A 19,385-nucleotide genomic window follows, 5' to 3' on the forward strand; every position below is an offset into this window, starting at 1 on the left:
TGTCGCGCCTTAGTTGCGGACCCGGCGCCAGCCGGTCTTGCGCGCATCCTGGTCTTTCGCCGACGGCAGTTCTTTGGTGGTGTTGTTACCGTCGGCGGTGGTCGCCACCAGCTTCAGCGCGCCGCTCGGCAGGCGCACGATGATGAAGCCGACCGCGGCCGCGGTGTTCGACAGCGAACGGCCGCCGATCATGCCGTCGGTCTGGTCGTTCAGCAAGGGCTTGCCGGTGCAGACGTCGAGCTGGTACAGGTTGCTGGTGCCGCCGACCGAGCAGGCGCTCGAGTTGGTCGGGATGTTGCTGACCACGTTCAGCGTGCCCGAGACCACCTTCGGGTCGAGGTTGACGCGCTCGCCGCGGTTCTGGTCCAGGTCGAAGTACCAGCCGGCCTGGGTGCTGAGGTCGACCGCCGGCCCGCTGATCTTGTAGTTGCCGGCGTCGGTGGTGCTCAGGCTCTGCTGCGCCATCGATCCGGCATTGCGCCAGTCGGCCGACGAGATGCCGGTGCCGCGGTCCGTCAGCACGTAGACGCTCTGCTTGGTCACGTCGGCGATGTCGCCCAGGTCGAGCAGGCGTCCGGTGCCGAACACCACTGCGCGGGTGGTGCCGGCCGTGACCGTGCCGCCGGTGTCGCGGCTGTTCACCGCGCACAGGGTGACTTCCGGCCGGGTCGTGATCGGATGGGTGGCGTCGGCGTCGCCCATCTGCAGCACGGCCGGGGTGCCGCCGGCGCTGAAGTCGAAGCGCCACATCTTGCCCAGGTTGTCGCCGCCGTAGACGTAGGTCACCAGCGGGTCGGTCTGCGGGTTCGAGGTGATCGCGGTGATGCGCGCGAAGCCGGACGGGGTCGTGGTGTCGCCGGCGCCGGTCGAGGTCTTCTTCAGGATCTGGCCGGTGCCGGCGTCGACCACGTACAGGTAGCCCTTGCCGTCGCCGCCGGCCACGCCGTCGGTGCCGGGCACGTTGTTGTAGCCCGAGGTCAGGAACACCACCCAGCGCTCGGTGCCGCTCGCGTCCTTCCAGGTGCCGAATTGCGGGTTGCCGAACGACAGGCCGAGGTCCGGGTCCGCATTCGCGCACAGCGCGGCGTCGGCGCACAGTTCCCAGCGCGCCTTCGGCGCCGCCGGGTCGGTGACGTCGAGGGCGTAGAAACCGCGGCCGCCGGCATTCATGCCGGCCACCAGCAGGCTCTTGAACTCGCCGCCGATCATGACGTCGCCGATCTCGGGCGCGCCGTCGGTGGTGAACTGGTGGTTCAGGCCATAGGTCAGACTGGCCTGGGTCGGCAGCTTCTTCATCGTGATGCGCGGCACGTAGGCCCAGGTTTCCTCGCCGGTCTTGGCGTTGAACGCGTGCAGCATGCCGTCGTTGGCGGCCACGAACACGGTCGGGGTACGGTCCTTCCAGGTCGTCTTGAAGGTGCTGTAGGCGCTGCTGCTATAGCCCTTTCTCGGTTCGCGCAGGTAGGCCGGCTTGGACGAGGCGATGTCGCCCATGACGATCGGCAGCGGACCGCTGGCGCCGGCCGGGGTCTTGTCGGTGCGGGCGTAGGCGCGCAGCACGCTGTCGTCGGCATACGCCTGACGTCCGCGCAGCCAGTTGACGATGTTGGTGCCGCTGTTGACGATCGCCTGGTTGTCGGCGGTCAGGGCGGCGCACTGGGACAGCATGCCGCATTTGTTGTCGAACCAGGCGCGCTCGGTCGCGCTCATCGCGGCATAGCTGAAGTCCTTCAGGCCCACCGGCGCCGTGCTGGTATCGAGCATCTTGATCACGCGGGTATCGCTGGTGTTGCCGACCTTCAGGCCGACCGTGTCGGACGAGGTCCACGCCACGCTGGTGCCGACGATGCCGGTGGCCGGATCGATCTTGCGGTCCGACAGTTCGCCGAACCACTTCACGGTGGTGAAGGTCGACGAGAAGATGTCGTTGTCTTCCTGCGAGATGTTGGGGGTCGAGGTGGCGGCTGCCGCGGCGGCGCCGACGCGCACCTGGATGTTCGACAGCGCCGTGCTCAGGCCCTGCACCACCTGGGTCGGGTCGGACGCGCTGAAGTACTTGCCGTGGCCGTTGATGGCGGCGTGCCACAGGTCGTCCACGCGCGACTGGTAGGCGGCCGAGCCGCTGTTGTCGCCGGTCTTCGGATCGGGCCAGTTGTAGGCGCCGCCGTTGTTCCACGGGCAGCCGCGCGTCACGCCGTTCTTCAGGTTGAAGAAGTCGCCGCCCGGGGTCGGCAGCGTGTCGTAGTTGGCTTCGTAGTTCATGACGCCGTCCACGCCCAGGCCGAGCGCATAGGTATTCATGTGCAGGCGCTGGTTGTCGCCGTTGGCGGCGGGCACCAGGCCGCGCTTGGTCCAGTCCTCGAGGTCGGTGCGCAGCGAGGCGACGCCCGAGTTGGCGCCGCCGTTGTACCAGTACAGGGCGACGTCGGCCAGCGAGTTATAGGTCTGGGTGGCCGGGTCGACGCAGCCCGCTTCGCGGGTGCAGAAGCGCGCCGTGCTCTCGACGTTGTCGTTGTTGACCACGCTGGCGGCCGCGCCGCCGTTCCAGTAGCCGTCGGTGGTGATGAAGGTGAAGTTCTGCTGGCACGGGTACTGCACCGCCGCCGCGTCGCGGTCGAACACGTAGGGGGCAGTGTTGGCGTACATCTTGCCGATCGCGTGCAGCGCCTGGCGGATCGGGGTCGACTGGTTGCCGTTCATCCCGTACAGGCGCGCATACCAGTCGCCGCGGTTATTGCCGGAGAAGACGCGCGGCGGGGTCATCGTGCCCTCGGCCGCGGCCACCGACAGCGACACGATGCCGACGTTGTAGTTCGACGACAGCGCCTGGAAGGCCTGGCCGACCGCGGTCTTCATCATCTGGTTGCGCGACTTGTAATAGGCGTACCAGTTGGCGAAGTTGGTCATCTCTTCGTCGTAGGTACAGGTCGAGCCGGCGCAATCGGTGCGCCTGACCGCCTTCGGGTAGCTGTTGACCGCCGGCACGATGTCGGTGCGCACGAAGATCGCGGCGCCGGCGCCAAATGGGGTGGCCGAGGTCGGAATGGTGTCGATCGCACTCGCTTGCGGGGTGCTGGTCGGCTGGGTCGCGAAGCTGAGCGTGTTGTTGTTGCCGGTGACACTGCCCATGCTGACGGCCTTGCCGCCGCTGACGGCAACGTTGTCGACCAGGCAGATCACGCTCTTGGCCTGCTGTGCGCACAAGTCGGTCGCGGTGCTGCCGCCGACGTAGGCCTGGATGTCGCCGCCGCTGCCGATCTTGCCGACGATCGTCGAGGCCACGGTATTCGCGGTCAGGTTCGACAGCGCCACCGAAGCGTTCAGCAGCGTGGCGCCGCCAAGGCCGGTGGTCGGGTTCAGCACCGCGTTGCGCGAAGTACTGCCGCTAACCGTCACCAACGCGGTCGGCCGCTGGTTGGCGCTGATGACGGCGGAATCGGTTTCCACGCTGATCGCCCAGCCGCTGCGGCTGTCGTCGGACACCAGCGAGCACTGTCCCACCGTCTTGCCGGTCACGCCCGAGACGCAGTCGATCGGCAGCACCGCGACGATGTTGTTGGCGGCAAGGTTGATGTTGTAGCCCGAACAGGCCGGCACGCCGTAGCCGCTGGTCGGCGTCTTGACGCAGGCCACGTACTGGTTGGCGAGGCCGGTCTTGGCGATGATCGATGCCGCCAGCGCGGTCGCCATGGTCGCCTGCTCGCCCGAGGTGTTGGTGCCGCCGCTGGCGTTGACGGCGCCGTTGGTGATCGTGACCGAGCCGCCCGGCTCGGCCACCTTCACCGCGGTGACATTCAGCGAGGTGTTGTCGCGCGAGGCGCCGATCGTGATGGTGCCGTAGGCGGCCACCGGCACCGCGTTCGGATTGCCGTAGCGCGGGTATTTGTAGTCGCCCACGTACTTGGCCTGGCAATCGCTCAGCGCGCGGTCCTTGCACCAGCGGACCTTGGCCGGGACCGGGAAGCCGGACGGCGCGGCGGCGCCGACCGCGGTCGAGGTGCAGGTCTTCATGTTGGCGTCGCTGCACCATTCGGCCACGTTGATCGTGTAGTAGTACGGGTTGGTGGAATACGCCACCGCCGTGTAGCGCGAATCGGTCGGATAGGTATAGGTGGCGGTGTTGTAGCCGCAGTTGGCGTTGTTGGTGTCGCACCACTTCAGGTCGGGGAAGCCGGTGGCCAGGTTGCTGCTCGAGGCGCCGGCGCCCAGCAGGTTGGTCTTGTTGATGCCGAAGCCGTCGGTGGTGACCGAGGTCCAGCCGCTGGTGTAGCTGCGCGTCATCGACTGGTAGCTGGCGCCGGTGGCGTCGACCGGCGGCAGGTAGCGCACCTTCGGATCGTAGTACTGGCGGTTGAAATCGGCGCTGTTGAACGGCGGCTGGCCGATCGTGCAGCCGCGCGTGCCGCCGTTGGTGACGTTGCTGGCCATGGTGGCGCCCGCGCGGCAGGTGGAACTGTCGTCCACGTAGTCGGGCGTGAAGTGATAGGCCATCGAGCCCGAGTTGTCGTACAGCAGCATCAGGTTCGGCTTGACGTTGCCGGTGCCGTTGATGTTCAGCAGCGGCAGCTGGGCGATGCTGGTGATGCCGGCCGAAGCGCCGGCACCGCACAATTGCAGGCAGAGGAAGCCGAGGAGGCCGAGGATCTTCTTCATAAGCGGTCAGTCGTAAATGGGCCCGGAGCAGGCGCACCGGGCGGTTCTTCAGGCCGGGGCTCAGGCCCCGATCAGCACGATCATCTGGTTGGTGACGCTGGCACCCTTGGCGCCGCGCAGGCGCGCCGTGATCACGTAGTGCACCTGCGGCGAGCCGGCATAGTCTGCGGTATCGCCCGCCAGGCTGCTGCCGACGGCCACCGAACTGCCCAGCGCCATCGGATTGGCTGCCGTCTGCACGCACTGGTTCCTGGCGTCGTCGTAGGGCAGGCGCGCCAGGCACAGGCGGTGGATCACGTACTCGATCGCGCTGCCGTCCGGCGCACTGATCGACCTGCTGCCGTCCCAGAAGGCGGCGTCGCGCGGCGTCTTGCTGGTGTCCATCAGCGCCACGTAGCCGTTGAGCGGGCTGTCGGCGTTGAGCATCATCTTGCTGGCGCGCGCCGTGGCCTGCAGCCAGTCGAAGCCGGTATGCAGGCCGAGATCGACCGACTGGCTCAGCGTGGCGTCATAGGCCAGGTTGCCGGTGGCGAGCGACGTCGAATGGATCGACTTCATCAGGTAGATCGAGGACACCAGCATCACGGCCAGGATGATCAGGACCACCGGCAGCGCCAGTCCGCGCTGGCGGGCGCGCATCACTTTTTCCATGCTTCGGGCCTCCAGCCGGCGTTGCGCAGGTTGACCACCGTCTCGAACACGCGGTAACGGTAGCACTGCCACCCATTCGGATCGCCGGCCACGGCGACGTCGACGGTCAGGGGCACAGCGGTCACGTTCTGCGGCGAGGCAATCTTGAAGACCTGCGGTTTTTCGACGGTCGTGGTACAGGTGGCGCCGGTGGCTCCGCGCTCGACCGCCTTGCTGCGCGCGACCACGGCCAGGCGCACCGCGGCGACGTGCTGGTAATCGACGGCATTGCCGATCGTGCCGTTGGCGTCGGCGTCGATCATGGTCGAGGACCAGCGCATCACCTGCATGCCGTTCTGCGGCTGGAAAGCGGTGCCGGTACGGGTATCGAAGCCGTACTGCGCCTTGATCGACACGATGTTGTCGGTGACCGTCGCGGCGTCCCGCGACGAGCCGGCCATGTCGGTCGAGCGCAGCTTCAGGAAGCCGTTCGCTACCGACCAGGTATGGAAGGACAGGTCGTCCGGCCTGCCCAGGTTGAACATGCGCGCCTGGCCGCCGGTGAAGCTTGCGTCCAGGCCGCGGCTGTCGAAACGGTAGTCGGTACCTCCCACGACGTCGACGTACTGCGGGCCGGGCGGCGGCAGCAGTCCGCGTGGATTGCTCGCCAGCTGCGCCAGCGCACAGGGCCCCGTCCCCACCCCTTCCGGCGCCACCACCACCACATCGCCCTGGGAAAAGCCGTAGGGCACACGGTCGACGGTGACGCTGACGGCGTTGCGGGTATAGCCGGCCGTCAGGCGCAGGGTCGCGGTGCCGGTCAACGAGCTGCCGGCATAGAAACTGATGCGGTCGGGGGCGCTGCCGTTGGATTCGATCACCACCGGCGCCAGCGGCGTGGTCCCCACGAGCGCGCCCGGCGCCAGCGCATAGCCGCCGCTGTCGGTGAGCTTCGTGTCGCAGCCGGACAGGATCGAATCGTTCAGGCCGAAGCCGGCCTGGTTGGCGTCCCCGCTCATCGAGAACAGCGCCACCATCCCGTTCTGCATCGAATCGGAGCCGCCCAGCTCGGTCTCGCGGCTCTTTTCGGAGCCGGCCACCATGCGCACCGCAAACGCGAGCGCCAGCATGCCGACGGCCACGCTGACCATCAGCTCGACAATGGAAAAGCCGCCGGTGCGGCGCAGGGACGTGGGCGTCATGTGGCGGTGGCGAGATAGGAAGTGATGACGTGCTGGTTGGCGGCGGTATTGGCCTTGCGCGCCCAGGCGATCGTGATCGTGACACGGTTGCGCGTGGTGCCCGGGACCTGCGCCACTTCCACGCTGATGCCGGCGTTCGGGATCTGGCGCCGGGTTTCGTCGTACCAGGGCGCCAGGCTGCTGCCCGGCGTGCCGCCCATCGTCACTGCGTAGCTGCCCAGATTGGCCTGGTCGGCCGCCATCACGCCGAGCAGCTTGTCGGCGGCCATCGTGGCTTCCGCGCGCATGCTGGTGTCGGCCAGCGCCGAGTACGAGCGCGCCTGCAGGCCGACGATGCCCAGCAGGCCGACGCCGAGCAGCACCACGGCCACCAGCGCCTCCAGCAGGGCGATGCCGGCCTGGCGCCGGCGTGGAATGCGGAATCGGTATGCGATCATTGCGGTGGACATTTCTTGGGAGAGAGGTCGGCAGGATCGGGATTGCAGATGGTGGCGATTCCCGCCAGCGTCAGCGCCACGGCAACCGGCTTGAAGGCGCCGCTGCGGCGGGCCGAGGGCGCCAGCTGGATGCGGCTGATGCGCGGCGACATGCGGCCGTCGACCCAGCCCAGCGGCGTGAAATACACCTCGTCCGCACCTTCGGCCAGCACGCTGCTGACCATCGCGTTCGACTGCGGCAGGTTCGACGCGCTGCGCAGCAGTGAGCGGAAACCACCCGGCGCCTCGGGGTCCCCGGTAGCGGCCGCGGTCGGGCTCGACCATGAACCGGTGCTGTCGGTGCACGGCTCCGAATCGGTCGGGAAGCAGATGTCGACGCGCCAGTCCATCTGGCCGTTGGCGTTGTCGACCAGGACCAGGCGGCTGGCGCTGTTGTGCGCCAGCGCCTGGCTGCGCGCCATCGCCAAGCCGTCCTTGTAGAAGCCGGCGGCATCGACCGCCTTGCGCGCCAGGATCCAGTTCGACATGCTCGGCACGCCGACGGCCAGCACGATGCCGGAGATGACCAGCACCAGGGCCATCTCGATGAAGGTGAAGCCGGCGCTGCCGGCCGGCCTTACTGGACGCACTGGCCACCCTTGCGGTCGATCCAGCAGCTGGTGCTGCTGCCCCAATCGGCCGGCGCGACCGTGCCGCGCTTGCCGCCCTGGTCGACGGTGTAGGTGAAGCCGGCGGCCTTGGCGCGTCCGGTGGCGGTCACGGTGTAACCGGAATCGCTGGCGCTGCTGAAGCTGAAGGTGAAATTCTCGCCCGCTGGCGGCATGCGCGAAGGCGTGTCCTGGTCGAAGCCGACGTAGGTATGCTTGTTCGACCAGTATTCCTCGGCGCTCGTCTGCACCGACGCCAAACCGGTGAAGGCTTCGGTCAGGCGCGCGCGCATCACGTAATTGCCGTAGGCCGGAATGGCGATGGCGCCCAGGATGCCGATGATCGCAACCACGATCATCAGTTCGATCAGCGTGAAGCCCGCATTGTTTCGTTTCATGACGGCCGGTCTCTCTACATAAATTATTTCCCTACGTCAATATTAGCGCAAAATCTTCGACAATGGACCGTCGAAATGCGGCAACACATTGTTTTGTTGCGGAAAGTCGGCGCAAAAACTGCAAGCTTTTAGCATCCGATTAATGGGTTTTAACAAGGCGTCAACGGTTCTCGGCACCGACGGTCGGTTCAGGCCGTCGAGGATGCCGCCAAGCGTCTTGTCATATAGAGCGCATCGCCCGGATAAGTCGCCAACGCGGCGCAAGGGGCCCGTCCGGCATCGGCCTCGAAACCCAGGCCTTCCCAGAAGCGCCGGGTATCCTGCACCGACACCAGCGCCGCGTGCCGCAAGCCCTCCCCGGCCGCCGCGTCCAGCAACTGCTGCGCCAGGCGCCGCGCCAGCCCGCGGCCGAGCGCCCGCGGCGCCACCGCCAGGTCGTGCAGGTAGAGCGTGTCCGGCCTTGCCGCCGGCATGAAGGGCGCATCCAGCGCCGTGACCCGGCCCAGCAGCGAGGGATAGGCGAACAGGTAAGCGCATACCGCATCGCCGGCGCAGGCTACCAGCGTGGTTGCCGGCGCCGCGCGCAGGCGCGCCAGCACCACCGCCGCCGGTTCCTGCATCGCCGGCGGATAGCAAGCCGCCTGCACCGCCAGCACCGCGGCCAGCTGGTCTTCGCCCATCGGGCGTATCTGAATCGCTTCGGACTGCACTTCCCTCTCCTCGTCTGCGCTGTTCGGCCAACCCGGCATTATGCATGAGGGATCGCGGGCCGGTACGACCCCCTTCGCAGCGCGCTTGTTTACTAGCGCCGCTAAATACAGCCCGTAAATCGTCTCTCTATTGCCTGCATCAAACTTTTCAGGCTATGTTTCTACCTTGATATTTCGATGCCTGGAGCCCGCATGATTTCTCGTCCCACCCTCGGTGCCATCGCGCTGGCCGCCGCAACCCTGTGTGCCGGCGTTGCCCACGCCGCCCCCGCCGGCAGCAAAGCCGCCGAAGTCAACGTCTTCATCGGCACCGGCGGCGACGGCCATACCTTCCCGGGCGCCACCCGCCCCTTCGGCATGATCCAGCTGAGCCCGGACACCCAGGTGCGCCACTTCAAGCAGAGCTATCCGTGGGCCGCCGGCTACCGTTACGAAGACGATTCCATCCTCGGCTTTTCGCACACCCACTTCTCGGGCGCCGGCCATTCGGACCTCGGCGACGTGCTCTTGATGCCGACCGGCGACGAGCTGAAACTCGACCCGGGCTATCCGGAACGCCCGTTCAGCGGCTACCGTTCGCGCTTTTCGCACAAGGACGAGCATGCCGAGCCAGGCTACTACAGCGTCAAGCTGCTGGACAACGACGTCGACGTCGAGCTGACCGCCAGCGAGCGCGTCGGCCTGCACCGCTACCGCTTCAAGCCGGGCAGCACGGCCAAGGTGATCCTCGACCTGCGCTCTTCGATCTATGACTACGCCGGCAAGAACCTGTGGTCGCGCCTGCGCCTGCGCGGCAGCGACACCATCACCGGCATGCGCGAGACGCGCGGCTGGGCACCGGGACGCCAGCTCTATTTCGCCATCAAGTTCTCGCGACCCCTGCAGGCGCACCAGCTGCTGAACCGCGAGGAAGGCGTCGAATACCGCGGCTTCGCGGCGCCCGGCAAGACCCCGGCCGAGAAAGTGCTGGTCGAAGGCAAGGCGCTGGAGGCGACCTTCGATTTCGGCCAGTTGCAGGATGCGCCGCTGCTGGTGAAGGTGGCGGTATCCGGCGTCAGCGAAGACGGCGCCCTGGCCAACCTCGACGAGATGCCGGGCTGGGACTTCGACGCCGAGCGCCAGCGTGCCAGCCAGGCCTGGGAACAAGCGCTGGGCGCGGTCGACATCGAAGCGCCGCAGCCGATGAAGCGCATGGTGTACACCAGCTTGTATCACAGCCTGCTGGCGCCCACCCTGTTCATGGACCGCGACGGCAAGTACCGCGGCCCGGACAACGCGGTGCACCAGGCCGACGGCTTCCGCTTCCACTCGACCTTCTCGCTGTGGGACACCTACCGCGCCCTGCATCCGCTGCTGACCATCATCCAGCCCGAGCAGCGCAACGCCGACTTCGTGCGCTCGCTGATCGCCTCGCAGCAAGCCAGCCCCTACGGCATCCTGCCGGTGTGGCAGTTTGCCGGCCTGGAAACCTGGTGCATGATCGGCTACCACGCGGTGCCGGTGATCGCCGACGCCTATATGAAAGGGATCAAGGGCTTCGACCCGGCCCAGGCGCTGCAGGCGATGACCGCCAGCGCCGAGTACGGCCCCTACGGCGGCCTGCAGCACTACATGAAGCTTGGCTACGTGCCGATCGACCTCGAGCCGGAAGCGGCATCGAAGACGGTCGAATACGCCTTCGACGACTGGAGCATCGCGCGCATGGCGGAAAAGATGGGCAACAAAGAAGTGGCGGCACGCTACTTCAAGCGCGCCCAGAACTGGCGCAACGTGTTCGACCCGAAGACCGGCTTCGTGCGCGCCAAGAAGTCCAACGGCGACTTCCGCACGCCGTTCAATCCGGTACAGTCGAACTTCGGCAGCGACTATACCGAGGGCAGCGCCTGGCAGTATTCCTGGTACATGCCGCACGATAACGCCGGCCTGGTCAAGATGCTGGGCGGCGACGCCGGCCTAGTGGCCAAGATCGACCAGGTGTTCGATGCGAAAGTCGATCCGACCGTGTACGCGCACATGGAGGACATCTCCGGCCTGATCGGCCACTACGCCCACGGCAACGAACCCTCGCACCACGTGGCCTACCTGTACAACTACGCCGGCGCACCCTACAAGACGCAGGCGCGCCTGCAGCAGATCGTCGCCAGCCAGTACACCGACGCGCCGAATGGCCTGGCCGGCAACGACGACCTGGGCCAGACCTCGGCCTGGCTCGCCTTCACCTCGATGGGCTTCTACCCGGTGGCGCCGGGCACCAACGAGTACGCGATTGGCCGGCCTTTCGTCGAGCGCGCAACGCTGAACCTACCGAACGGCAAGCGCTTCACGGTGCGCGCCGTCAACTTGTCCGATGCCAACCCGTATGTCGGCAGCGTCACGCTGAACGGCCAGCCACTGGCGCGCACCTTCCTGCGCCACGAAGACATCATGGCCGGAGGCGAACTGGTGTTTACGATGCAGGCGCAGCCGAACATGGCCTGGGGCAAGGACAAGCGTGCGCGTCCTTATACACAGACGGCGTACTGATCGAAGCTGGTGGACCGGGCGTCATCTCAGCCCGCCACCGGCGTCGCCCGGGCCCGCGCATGCGACTTGCCCGGCCGGACCCGCAAAGGTGCCCGTGGCGCGTCCGGCTTGACCGAGGCCAGCGGGCCATCGTAAGGCGCCACACTGGGGTCGATCTCGACCGCCTCGGCGCCTCCATGGTCGCCGCGCAGGAACTGGGCAATCGCCAGGTTGACCAGCGCGCGTTTACCGATCCCGACATCGCCGTCCCTGTTCGTATGCAGGAACACGTAGGTGGTGCCGCCAGACGTGATGATCTCGACCTTCTTCGGCAACGAGAATCCATAGCGGCCGCTGGCCCACAGCTTGACGATGCAAGGCCCGCCATCGGGTGAAAGGAAGCTGAAGTTCATGATGCGAAGCGTAACGCCAGCGGGGCCGGCGTACGCTTCGAATTTGTTCCAAACCGTAACAGGGGCGCGGGCGACAGCGCGCCCGTCGGCTTACACGAAACCCGCCACGGCGTGCGGCAGGTACGCCGCCTCCAGCCGGGCGATCTCGTCCGCCGTCAGGTGCACCTGCAGCGACGCCACCGCGTCTTCCAGGTGCGACAGCTTGGAGGCGCCGACGATCGGCGCCGTCACGCCGGCCTTTTGCGCGACCCAGGCCATCGCCACCTGGGCACGCGGGATGCCGCGCGCCTCGGCCACCGCTTTCACCGCTTCGGCGACGCGGCGGTCGGCGTCTTCGGTGGCGGCGTACAGCTTGCGCATGACCTCATCGGTATCGGAGCGTTTGCTGGCCTCGTCCCAGTCGCGCGTCAGGCGGCCGCGTGCCAGCGGGCTCCACGGGATCACGCCGACGCCTTCAGCCACGCACAGCGGCAGCATCTCGCGCTCTTCCTCGCGGTACAGCAGGTTCAGGTGGTTCTGCATGGTCGCAAAGCGCGTCCAGCCGTGGCGGTCGGCCAGGTACAAGGCCTTGGCGAACTGCCAGGCATGCATCGACGAGGCGCCCAGGTAGCGCACCTTGCCGGCCTTGACCACGTCGTGCAGTGCTTCGAGGGTTTCCTCGATCGGGGTGTCGTAGTCCCAGCGGTGGATCTGGTACAGGTCGATGTAGTCGGTGCCGAGGCGGCGCAGGCTGGCGTCGACCTCGGTCATGATGGCCTTGCGCGACAGCCCGCCGCGGTTCGGTCCCTTGCCCATCGGGTAGTAGACCTTGGTCGCGATCACGGTGTCCTCGCGCCGCGTGAATTCCTTCAGCGCGCGCCCGACGATTTCCTCGCTGGTGCCGTCCGAGTACATGTTGGCGGTGTCGAAGAAGTTGATGCCCAGCTCGACGGCGCGGCGGATGATCGGCCGGCTGTCTTCTTCGTTCAGGGTCCACGGATGGGTGCCGCGCTCGGGCACGCCGAAGGTCATGCAGCCGAGGGCCAGCTGGGAGACCTGCAGGCCGGTATTGCCAAGTCGTTTGTATTGCATGTTCGCCTCTCGTAAAACGTCCACCTTACCAGAGCGTGCGCCGGCGTGCCGGGCAGGTGCGGCCGGCCAGGCCCGGTTTGCGTTTCCATATAGATGCAGGGCCGCGTTTTTTAGACTTTTTTTACGGCCGGCGGCGCAGACTGGGCTCATCTCAACAGCCAGGAAGATGCGATGTCAACCGCCCTTTTGCCGACCGTCCCGGAACGGAGCCGATCATGATCACCGTCATCGCCAGCGAAACCGGCGGCACGCTCGACAGCCTGCTGGCCGAGAACCTCGCCGTGGCCTGCCGCCGCGCCGGCCGCCGCGTCCTGCTGGTCGACGCCGCTCCCGAGCAGGCCTGCCGCGCCTGGGCCCGGGCACGCGCCGCCACCCATTTGCGCCCGCTGCCGGACGTGCTGGGGCTGCGCGGCATGGGTTTCGGCGAGCGCCTGGCGCGCGAAATCGAGCGCGACAGCACTACCCGCCACGACGACGTGCTGGTCGGCGCCGGCAGCTGCGACAGCCCGGAATGCCGCAGTGCCCTGGTCGCGGCGCAGGTCGCCTTGGTCCCGATCGCCGCCGCCGACGCCGACCCGGCGCACCACTACCGCCTGATTGCGCGCCTGAATGCGGCGCGCATGTTCAACCCGGACCTGCGCGTGCTGTTTGCCGCCGTCACCGACGACGGCAAGCTCGCCGATGCCGATCTGGCCCGCATGCGCGCCTACGCGCGCGAGGTGATGGGTGGCCGCCTGGCGCAAACCGTGTTGCCGGCCGCGATCCTGCGCGGGGCGGCGGCCGCCGCCGGCGCCTGCGCCTGCGATACGGACGGCGCCCGCGCCGCGCTGGACGCCCTGTGCGAGGAAGCTTTCGGCGGCCGGCGCAGCCACCACCAGGCGCGCCACCAGCCACGTTGCGGCGAGGGACAAACTGTGTAAGGATGAGCGGTCGCCACTTCCGCTCATCCCATGCGTCCCCTCGCCGCCTTGCTCGCCCTAACCGCAATGCGCGTCCCCGGCGGCCTGTTGGCCGCCTTCGATGCGCGCCTGGTCGACGCCCGGACACGCGCGGTGGACGGCTGGCGCCGTGCCGGCGCCGAATTCCTCGCCTTCGGCATCAAGGAAGCGCGCGCCTGCCTGTTCGCCGGCCTGTTCTTCGCGGCGGTGGCGCTGGTGCCGCGCACCGGCATCCTCGGCCTGCCGCGCTACGACGTGCTGCTGGTGGTGGCGCTGGCGATCCAGGCCTGGATGCTGCGCACCGGCCTGGAAACCCGGGATGAGCTGAAGGCGGTCTGCCTGTTCCACGCGGTCGGCTTCGCGCTCGAAGCCTTCAAGACGTCCGCCGGTGTGCAGTCATGGAGCTATCCGGATGTCGCTTACACCAAGCTGCTGGGCGTGCCGCTGTTTTCCGGCTTCATGTACGCGGCGGTCGGCAGCTACATCATCCAGGCCTGGCGCCTGCTGGACCTGCGCATCCGCCATCACCCGCCGCACTGGATGGCGGCGCTGGTGGCGCTGGCGATCTACGCCAATTTCTTTACCCACCATGCGATCGGTGACTACCGCTGGTACCTGGCAGCCTGTGCGCTCGGCCTGTATGCGCGCACCACGGTGGTGTTCCGCCCGCTCGACCGCGAGCGCCGCATGCCGCTGGTGCTGAGTTTCGTACTGATCGGATTCTTTATCTGGCTCGCGGAAAACCTGAGCACGTTCTGGGGACTGTGGCGCTACCCGAACCAGCTGGGCGCGTGGTCGGCGGTGCATGTGAGCAAATGGAGTTCGTGGTCGCTGCTGGTGATCATGACGTTCACGATCGTGGCGAATTTGAAGCACATCAAGGCGCGCATTCACGTGCCCGAGGCATGAAACAGAGCGCGGCCGGGAGGCCGCGCACATTACATCGAAGCGACTTCGAGCAGCGTCGGGATGCTGGCGAAGGCCACCGCTACCGGCAGTGCGCACAACACGAGCATCACGCCAATGCGCACACGGCGCGCACGCTGTTTTTGCTCGGCGAAACGGGAAAGACGAAAACCTGGATCGGATTTCATGGAGGTCCTTTCATGCATGATGAATAGCCAATCATAATACGAAGCCAACTTTACGCACACACGAATGGAACATGGCACGGCCGAAAAGCCGACCGTTTGCACGCCGCATCCACCGTGCCGTTTTTTTCGCCACCCATCCCGGAACGGCAACCGAAATTTACGTAGCGAAAGAATCAGGTTACACCGATGGCGTGCGGAAAACCATGCCCAAACAACATGAATTTGATTTAGGTCGCATTTCGTGTGTTTTCGGCCACGGGCCTTATACTAGGCGGATGCGCATACAGCTTTTCTCCGACCTCCATCTCGAACGCTACCCCGACTTCCAACCGCAGATCGCGCCGGACACTGACGTCGTCGTGCTGGCGGGCGACATCGGTTCCTACCAGTCGAACTCGCGCCTGCAGGACGACGATTTCGGCCTCGGACGCTTTTCGCCGCGCCGTCCCGGCGCACCGCGCGCGCGGGTGCTATACATCCCGGGCAACCACGAATTCGATTCGCTCGACTATGGCGTCGCCTACGCGCGCCTGCGCGCCACCTGCGCCGCCCTCGGCATCGAATGGCTGGACCGCGAAACCATCGTCATCGGCGGCGTGCGCTTCATCGGCACCACGCTGTGGGCCGACTTCGATGCGCTGGCCAGCCGCGAGACCGACCTCGCGCGCCAGATCAAGGCGCGCGAGAAGGCCTTCCGCGCCGCCAACTACTACCTCAGCAAGAACACCACGCTGCGGGATGGCGTGCCGATGCTGGCCGAAGCCCAGCGCGCGCTGTCGCTGGACTGCCAGGCCTGGCTAGGCGCCGCGCTGGCCACGCCGTTCGAGGGCACCACGGTCGCGGTCACCCATTACGCACCGAGCCTGCTCAGCGCCGACCCGCGCTACGGGCTGACGCCGGGCACGGCCGGCTTCTGCAACGCGCTCGACAGCCTGTTCGCGCATGCGCAGCTGTGGCTGCACGGCCACCTGCACTGCTTCAACGACTACACGGTCGAAGGCAAGCTGTACGGCCAGCCGTGGGCATGCCGCGTGGTGGCCAATCCGCTCGGCTACCTGAGCAAGGGCGAGCAGGAAGGTTTCCGGCCGGAACTCACGATCGAACTCTGAACCGGCCGCTGAGGCTCAGTTGCGGTCGACCAGCTTGGCGATGCGCTCGCCCACGAACGTGAATTCGGAGCGGCCCTTCAGCTCGAGCGTGGTGCCGGCGCGCGGGCCGTCCGGCACGTCGACGGCAAAGGTACCGCGCCAGTCGATGTCGGCATGGGCCGTGTCGCCGTCGAAGGCCAGGCCGCTCAGCTGCTGGGCGCGCGCCGAAAAAAGCTGGCGCCCCTGCTCGGCCAGGCCGCGGAAGGCGTCGATACCGTTCGCTTCGGCGTTGACCTCCCCGCCGGCCAGGTTCTCGAAACGCACGTCGGGCGTCAGTACCGCCAGCATGCCGTCGATGTCGAAGGCGTTGTAGGCGGCCAGGTAGCGTTCGATCACGGCTTTGCGGCTTGCGTTGTCCATGCATGCTCCTTCGGGTTGTGGGAAATTACCGGCCCTGCGTGCCACAGCACGGCCGAGGCGTCGTCGGCCGCTTTTACCGACAGGCCGGCCGCGCCGCCGCCGCGCTCCGCGGCGCGCAGCTCGGCCAGCATGGCATCGAGTCCGCGCGCCAGGCAGGCGTCGAACAGCGCGGGCGGCGTATACATGGCGTAGGGGTCGGCGAGACGATAGAAGCCGTCGGTCATCCCCAGCACGCTGGCTCCCGGCACAAGCCGCAGTGCGCTGCGGCGCGCCGCGAAGGGGCCGGCCGGGCGCAGGCACAGCACGGACGGCGCGGCCGCCAGGTTCTGCTCTTCGCGGCGCGCGCGCAGCAGCGGCAGCAGGCGCGCCTTGCGCTCGCCAGGGTCGTCCGGCAGTGTCGCCAGCACGCGCTGCAAGACCGCTTCCTGCGGATTGATCCAGGGGTCGAGGTCGCGCACCGTGCCGTCAGGCCGGCGCAGCAGGGTCTTGCAGTCGCCGAGGCAGAACAGCCGGGCTTCGTCTTGCTGTACGCGGATCCAGGTCAGCGCCGCGATCGGCCAGGCGTGCACCGGGGCAGCAGCGGCGGCGCCGAGCCGCGCGTAGTCGGCGCCCACGGCTTCGATCGCGGCGGGCACCGCGGCATCCTGCGGCGTATGCGCATCGAGGTGCGGCAGCAGCGCCGCTTCGAAAGCGCGAACGAACCAGGCGACGTCGCCGCCATCAGTGTCGACGTAGTCGCGCCCGGCCACCGAGGTGGCACCGTCGAGCACCAGGATGTCGGTGATCCCGCCGCGAACGTGCACCGCAACCAGGTCTTCGTTCGCCCTGTCACCCCCACCAGCCGACACTGCCGTCCACGCCATTCGCACGCCCCACCTTGTTGACACTTCGCTCACTATACATGAGGTCGCGGGGCCTGCGGCAGGATCCCCCGGGCAGCAAAGTACTGCGCCAGCCGCGACGGTGCGCCGGCCGGATCGCACAGCGCGACGTGGCCGTCGGGCCGTACCAGGTAGGTGGCGTCGCGCGCCAGGCCGGCGTCGTAGCAGGCCTGGGTCCATGGATAGACGTGCAGCGCCAGCCCGGCGTCGCGGCACCAGGCGACGAGGTCGGCCGCCGCTTCGCCGTACACGTGCGCCTGCCAGTCGATCGATGCCAGCGGCGCGTGGTTGTCGGGGCCTTCGTGGCCGATCCAGGGCAGGCGTTCGCCGCCGCGCACCTGGCCGGCCATGCCTTCGCTGAGCGGGCTGTCGTGGTAGTGGATCGCGGTCTGCGACAGGACGCGGAACATGAACTCGCGTGTCGGGCCGATCGCATACGCGGCCGAGGCGAACAGCGGCACCACGTGGGTGCGCACGAAGTCGGCCGCGTTGCTCTGCCTGGTGACGAGGGAAAACACGCGGTCGGTGGTCTCGACCAGCTTGCGTGCAAAGGCGATGCGTTCGACCTCGTAGGTGTCGAGCAGCGCCTGGGGCGCGCGCTCGCGCAGCACGGCGGCCAGCTTCCAGGCCAGGTTGACGGCGTCGCCGATGCCGGTGTTCATGCCCTGGCCGCCGGCCGGGCTGTGCACGTGGGCGGCGTCGCCGGCCAGGAAGGCGTGGCCGCGGCGGTAACGGCCGCTCACGCGGTGGTGCACGCGGTAGGTCGAGAACCAGTTGACCTTGCGTACTTGCAGCCCAAGGCTGGTGATGGCGTGCTGGCGCACGTCCTCGAATTGCAGCGCATGGCCGGCCTCGTTGCCCTCGGCGCGGTCAAGGCGTACCGCGCCGATCAGCCGTCCCAGGCCGGTTCTGGTGTACGCCAGCAGGATCACGAAGTCGGCATGTTCCAGCGACATGTGGATTTCGCCGTCGGCCGCCGCACCCTCACATTCGACGTCGGCCACGTAGAACACCTGGTCGTAGGTGCCGCCCTCGAACCCGGTGCCGAGCTGGTGCCGCACCACCGAGTGAGCGCCGTCGCACCCGGCCAGCCAGCCGGCCGCGCAGGTGTACTCGCCGTCCGGGCCGCGCAGGTGGGCAAGCACGCGCGTGCCAGCGCCGTCGTTTACCTCCTCGAAACCGAGCAGTTCGGTGCGGTGCTGGACGCGCACGCCGGCGGCTTCGAGGTGGCGGATCAGCAGGCGCTCGTGGCGGTCCTGCGGAAAGATCAGCACGAAGGGGAATGGCGTCAGCCGGGTGCCGGCGTCGCCGAAATCGAGGCGCGCGCGGTGGCGGCCGCGCGCCCAGACGTTGACCGCCGGGTTGCGCAGGCCGGATTCGACCACTTCCCGGTCGAGGTCGAGCTGGCGGTAGAGTTCCAGTGTGCGCGCTTGGACCGCCATCGCGCGCGAGGTCGCGCCCGGACCCTCGCCCTTGTCGACGATACGGACCCGGATACCGAGCCGCGTCAGCCACAAAGCCAGCACCAGCCCGGTCGGTCCGGCGCCGGCAATCAATACTTCGGTCTCGTCCATTCGTGCCTCCGTCGCGGTGACAGCACCTTATTGTACTGACAATTTCGGCCGCCAAGGGTTCGCCCGCGCCGCTCGCACCGCAGCGAAACAGTGCGTTACACACGACTAGGTAGAATATGACTGTCGGGTCCGCAAGGCTAGGCTTGCGGCCCTTTCAGGAGAATGAAGTGAGAATAGCGTGTATCGCCTGGGGTTCGCTGATCTGGGAACCGCGGGAACTCAAGCTGGCATCCGAATGGCACCCCGACGGTCCGCTGCTGCCGCTCGAATTCGTGCGCGACAGCGACGACAGCGACGAGCTCGCCGTGGTCATGCACGAAGCGGCGCCGCCGATGCCGACCTACTGGGCGCTGCTGGACACCAGCGACCTCGGCACCGCGCGCGAGATGCTGCGCCAGCGCGAAAAGATCCGCCCCGAATATCCGCAATGGGTGGGCAGTATCCCCAACCCCTGCGGCCCCGAGGATCCGCGCGTGGCGGCGTGGCTGCGCGCGCACGAACTCGATGCCGTGGTCTGGACCGCACTGCCGGCCAAGTTCGCCAAGGTCAGCGAACGCGCGCCCAGCGCCCACGAAGCGATTGCCTTTTTCGAGAGCCTGGACGGCGAACAGCGCCGCAAGGCCGAGGAATACGTGCGCAAGGTGCCGCCCGAGATCAGCACCCTGTACCGCAGGCTGTTCGAAGAAAAGCTGGGCCTGACGCCCGAGTAAGACCAGCGGGCCGGCGC

At 67.5% G+C, this 19,385-nt stretch carries 18 protein-coding genes; 5 read left to right on the plus strand and 13 right to left on the minus strand.

The annotated features are described in order from the left end of the window. Positions 1 to 9: 9 nt before the first annotated feature. The 7 genes from U1H99_RS11685 to U1H99_RS11715 all read right to left on the minus strand — a co-directional run bounded on the left by U1H99_RS11685 (position 10) and on the right by U1H99_RS11715 (position 8,677). Positions 10 to 4,653, minus strand: coding sequence for a pilus assembly protein (locus U1H99_RS11685; RefSeq protein WP_323141900.1), 4,644 nt, complete (start codon positions 4,651 to 4,653; stop codon positions 10 to 12). Between the two features lie 60 nt (positions 4,654 to 4,713). Next, a complete protein-coding gene (locus U1H99_RS11690; protein WP_323141901.1) occupies positions 4,714 to 5,304 on the minus strand; it encodes a pilus assembly PilX family protein in 591 nt (196 codons plus the stop codon). Further along, complete coding sequence (locus U1H99_RS11695; protein ID WP_323141902.1) at positions 5,292 to 6,485, minus strand: PilW family protein; 1,194 nt, start codon at positions 6,483 to 6,485, stop codon at positions 5,292 to 5,294. Before U1H99_RS11695 ends, U1H99_RS11690 begins: the two co-directional genes overlap by 13 nt. Then, on the minus strand, positions 6,482 to 6,922 hold the full coding sequence (locus tag U1H99_RS11700; protein WP_323141903.1) for a prepilin-type N-terminal cleavage/methylation domain-containing protein: 441 nt from the start codon (positions 6,920 to 6,922) through the stop codon (positions 6,482 to 6,484). The genes U1H99_RS11695 and U1H99_RS11700 overlap by 4 nt, the downstream gene beginning before the upstream one ends. Next, positions 6,919 to 7,551: a pilus assembly FimT family protein gene (locus U1H99_RS11705; RefSeq protein WP_323141904.1), complete on the minus strand. Its 633-nt coding sequence runs from the start codon at positions 7,549 to 7,551 to the stop codon at positions 6,919 to 6,921. Before U1H99_RS11705 ends, U1H99_RS11700 begins: the two co-directional genes overlap by 4 nt. Further along, complete coding sequence (locus tag U1H99_RS11710) at positions 7,539 to 7,967, minus strand: type IV pilin protein (protein ID WP_323141905.1); 429 nt, start codon at positions 7,965 to 7,967, stop codon at positions 7,539 to 7,541. Before U1H99_RS11710 ends, U1H99_RS11705 begins: the two co-directional genes overlap by 13 nt. A 188-nt stretch (positions 7,968 to 8,155) precedes the next feature. Further along, positions 8,156 to 8,677, minus strand: coding sequence for a GNAT family N-acetyltransferase (locus U1H99_RS11715; protein ID WP_323141906.1), 522 nt, complete (start codon positions 8,675 to 8,677; stop codon positions 8,156 to 8,158). 192 nt (positions 8,678 to 8,869) lie between these two features. Between U1H99_RS11715 and U1H99_RS11720 the strand changes: the two genes are divergently transcribed. After that, entirely contained in the window at positions 8,870 to 11,200 is a 2,331-nt protein-coding gene (locus tag U1H99_RS11720; protein ID WP_323141907.1) for a GH92 family glycosyl hydrolase, read from the plus strand. Positions 11,201 to 11,226: 26 nt separating this feature from the next. Here U1H99_RS11720 and U1H99_RS11725 read toward each other — a convergent pair whose 3' ends face one another. Both U1H99_RS11725 and U1H99_RS11730 read right to left on the minus strand, forming a co-directional pair. Beyond that, entirely contained in the window at positions 11,227 to 11,592 is a 366-nt protein-coding gene (locus U1H99_RS11725) for a hypothetical protein (RefSeq protein WP_323141908.1), read from the minus strand. A 90-nt stretch (positions 11,593 to 11,682) separates the two neighbouring features. Beyond that, complete coding sequence (locus U1H99_RS11730; RefSeq protein ID WP_323141909.1) at positions 11,683 to 12,663, minus strand: aldo/keto reductase; 981 nt, start codon at positions 12,661 to 12,663, stop codon at positions 11,683 to 11,685. A 215-nt stretch (positions 12,664 to 12,878) separates the two neighbouring features. On the opposite strand from U1H99_RS11730, the gene U1H99_RS11735 reads away from it, so the two are divergent. Both U1H99_RS11735 and U1H99_RS11740 read left to right on the plus strand, forming a co-directional pair. Continuing rightward, positions 12,879 to 13,583 (plus strand): hypothetical protein, encoded by a 705-nt coding sequence (locus U1H99_RS11735; RefSeq protein WP_323141910.1) that lies wholly within the window; start codon positions 12,879 to 12,881, stop codon positions 13,581 to 13,583. 30 nt (positions 13,584 to 13,613) lie between these two features. Further along, a complete protein-coding gene (locus tag U1H99_RS11740; protein ID WP_323141911.1) occupies positions 13,614 to 14,510 on the plus strand; it encodes a DUF817 domain-containing protein in 897 nt (298 codons plus the stop codon). Positions 14,511 to 14,539: 29 nt separating this feature from the next. On the opposite strand, the gene U1H99_RS11745 is transcribed toward U1H99_RS11740, so the two are convergent. Continuing rightward, entirely contained in the window at positions 14,540 to 14,695 is a 156-nt protein-coding gene (locus U1H99_RS11745) for a hypothetical protein (RefSeq protein ID WP_185748511.1), read from the minus strand. Positions 14,696 to 14,970: 275 nt separating this feature from the next. On the opposite strand from U1H99_RS11745, the gene U1H99_RS11750 reads away from it, so the two are divergent. Then, the gene (locus tag U1H99_RS11750; RefSeq protein WP_323141912.1) at positions 14,971 to 15,804 is read left to right on the plus strand and encodes a metallophosphoesterase; all 834 of its coding nucleotides are present in this window, start codon (positions 14,971 to 14,973) and stop codon (positions 15,802 to 15,804) included. 15 nt (positions 15,805 to 15,819) lie between these two features. Here the strand turns inward: U1H99_RS11750 and U1H99_RS11755 are convergent, their stop codons facing one another. Genes U1H99_RS11755 through U1H99_RS11765 form a run of 3 tightly spaced genes read right to left on the minus strand, consistent with a single transcriptional unit; the run spans position 15,820 to position 18,658 of the window. Beyond that, positions 15,820 to 16,203 (minus strand): nuclear transport factor 2 family protein, encoded by a 384-nt coding sequence (locus U1H99_RS11755; RefSeq protein WP_323141913.1) that lies wholly within the window; start codon positions 16,201 to 16,203, stop codon positions 15,820 to 15,822. After that, the gene (locus U1H99_RS11760) at positions 16,176 to 17,066 is read right to left on the minus strand and encodes a protein phosphatase 2C domain-containing protein (RefSeq protein ID WP_323141914.1); all 891 of its coding nucleotides are present in this window, start codon (positions 17,064 to 17,066) and stop codon (positions 16,176 to 16,178) included. The genes U1H99_RS11755 and U1H99_RS11760 overlap by 28 nt, the downstream gene beginning before the upstream one ends. Positions 17,067 to 17,098: 32 nt before the next feature. Beyond that, positions 17,099 to 18,658 carry an FAD-dependent monooxygenase gene (locus U1H99_RS11765; protein ID WP_323141915.1) on the minus strand — a complete coding sequence of 520 codons (1,560 nt, stop codon included), beginning with the start codon at positions 18,656 to 18,658 and terminating at the stop codon, positions 17,099 to 17,101. A 167-nt stretch (positions 18,659 to 18,825) separates the two neighbouring features. Here U1H99_RS11765 and U1H99_RS11770 point away from each other — a divergent pair, with 167 nt between their 5' ends. After that, positions 18,826 to 19,368, plus strand: coding sequence for a hypothetical protein (locus U1H99_RS11770; protein WP_323141916.1), 543 nt, complete (start codon positions 18,826 to 18,828; stop codon positions 19,366 to 19,368). The last annotated feature ends 17 nt before the right edge of the window (positions 19,369 to 19,385 follow it).

The organism is Massilia phyllosphaerae (assembly GCF_034659755.1).
Classification (GTDB): Bacteria; Pseudomonadota; Gammaproteobacteria; order Burkholderiales; family Burkholderiaceae_D; genus Telluria; species Telluria phyllosphaerae.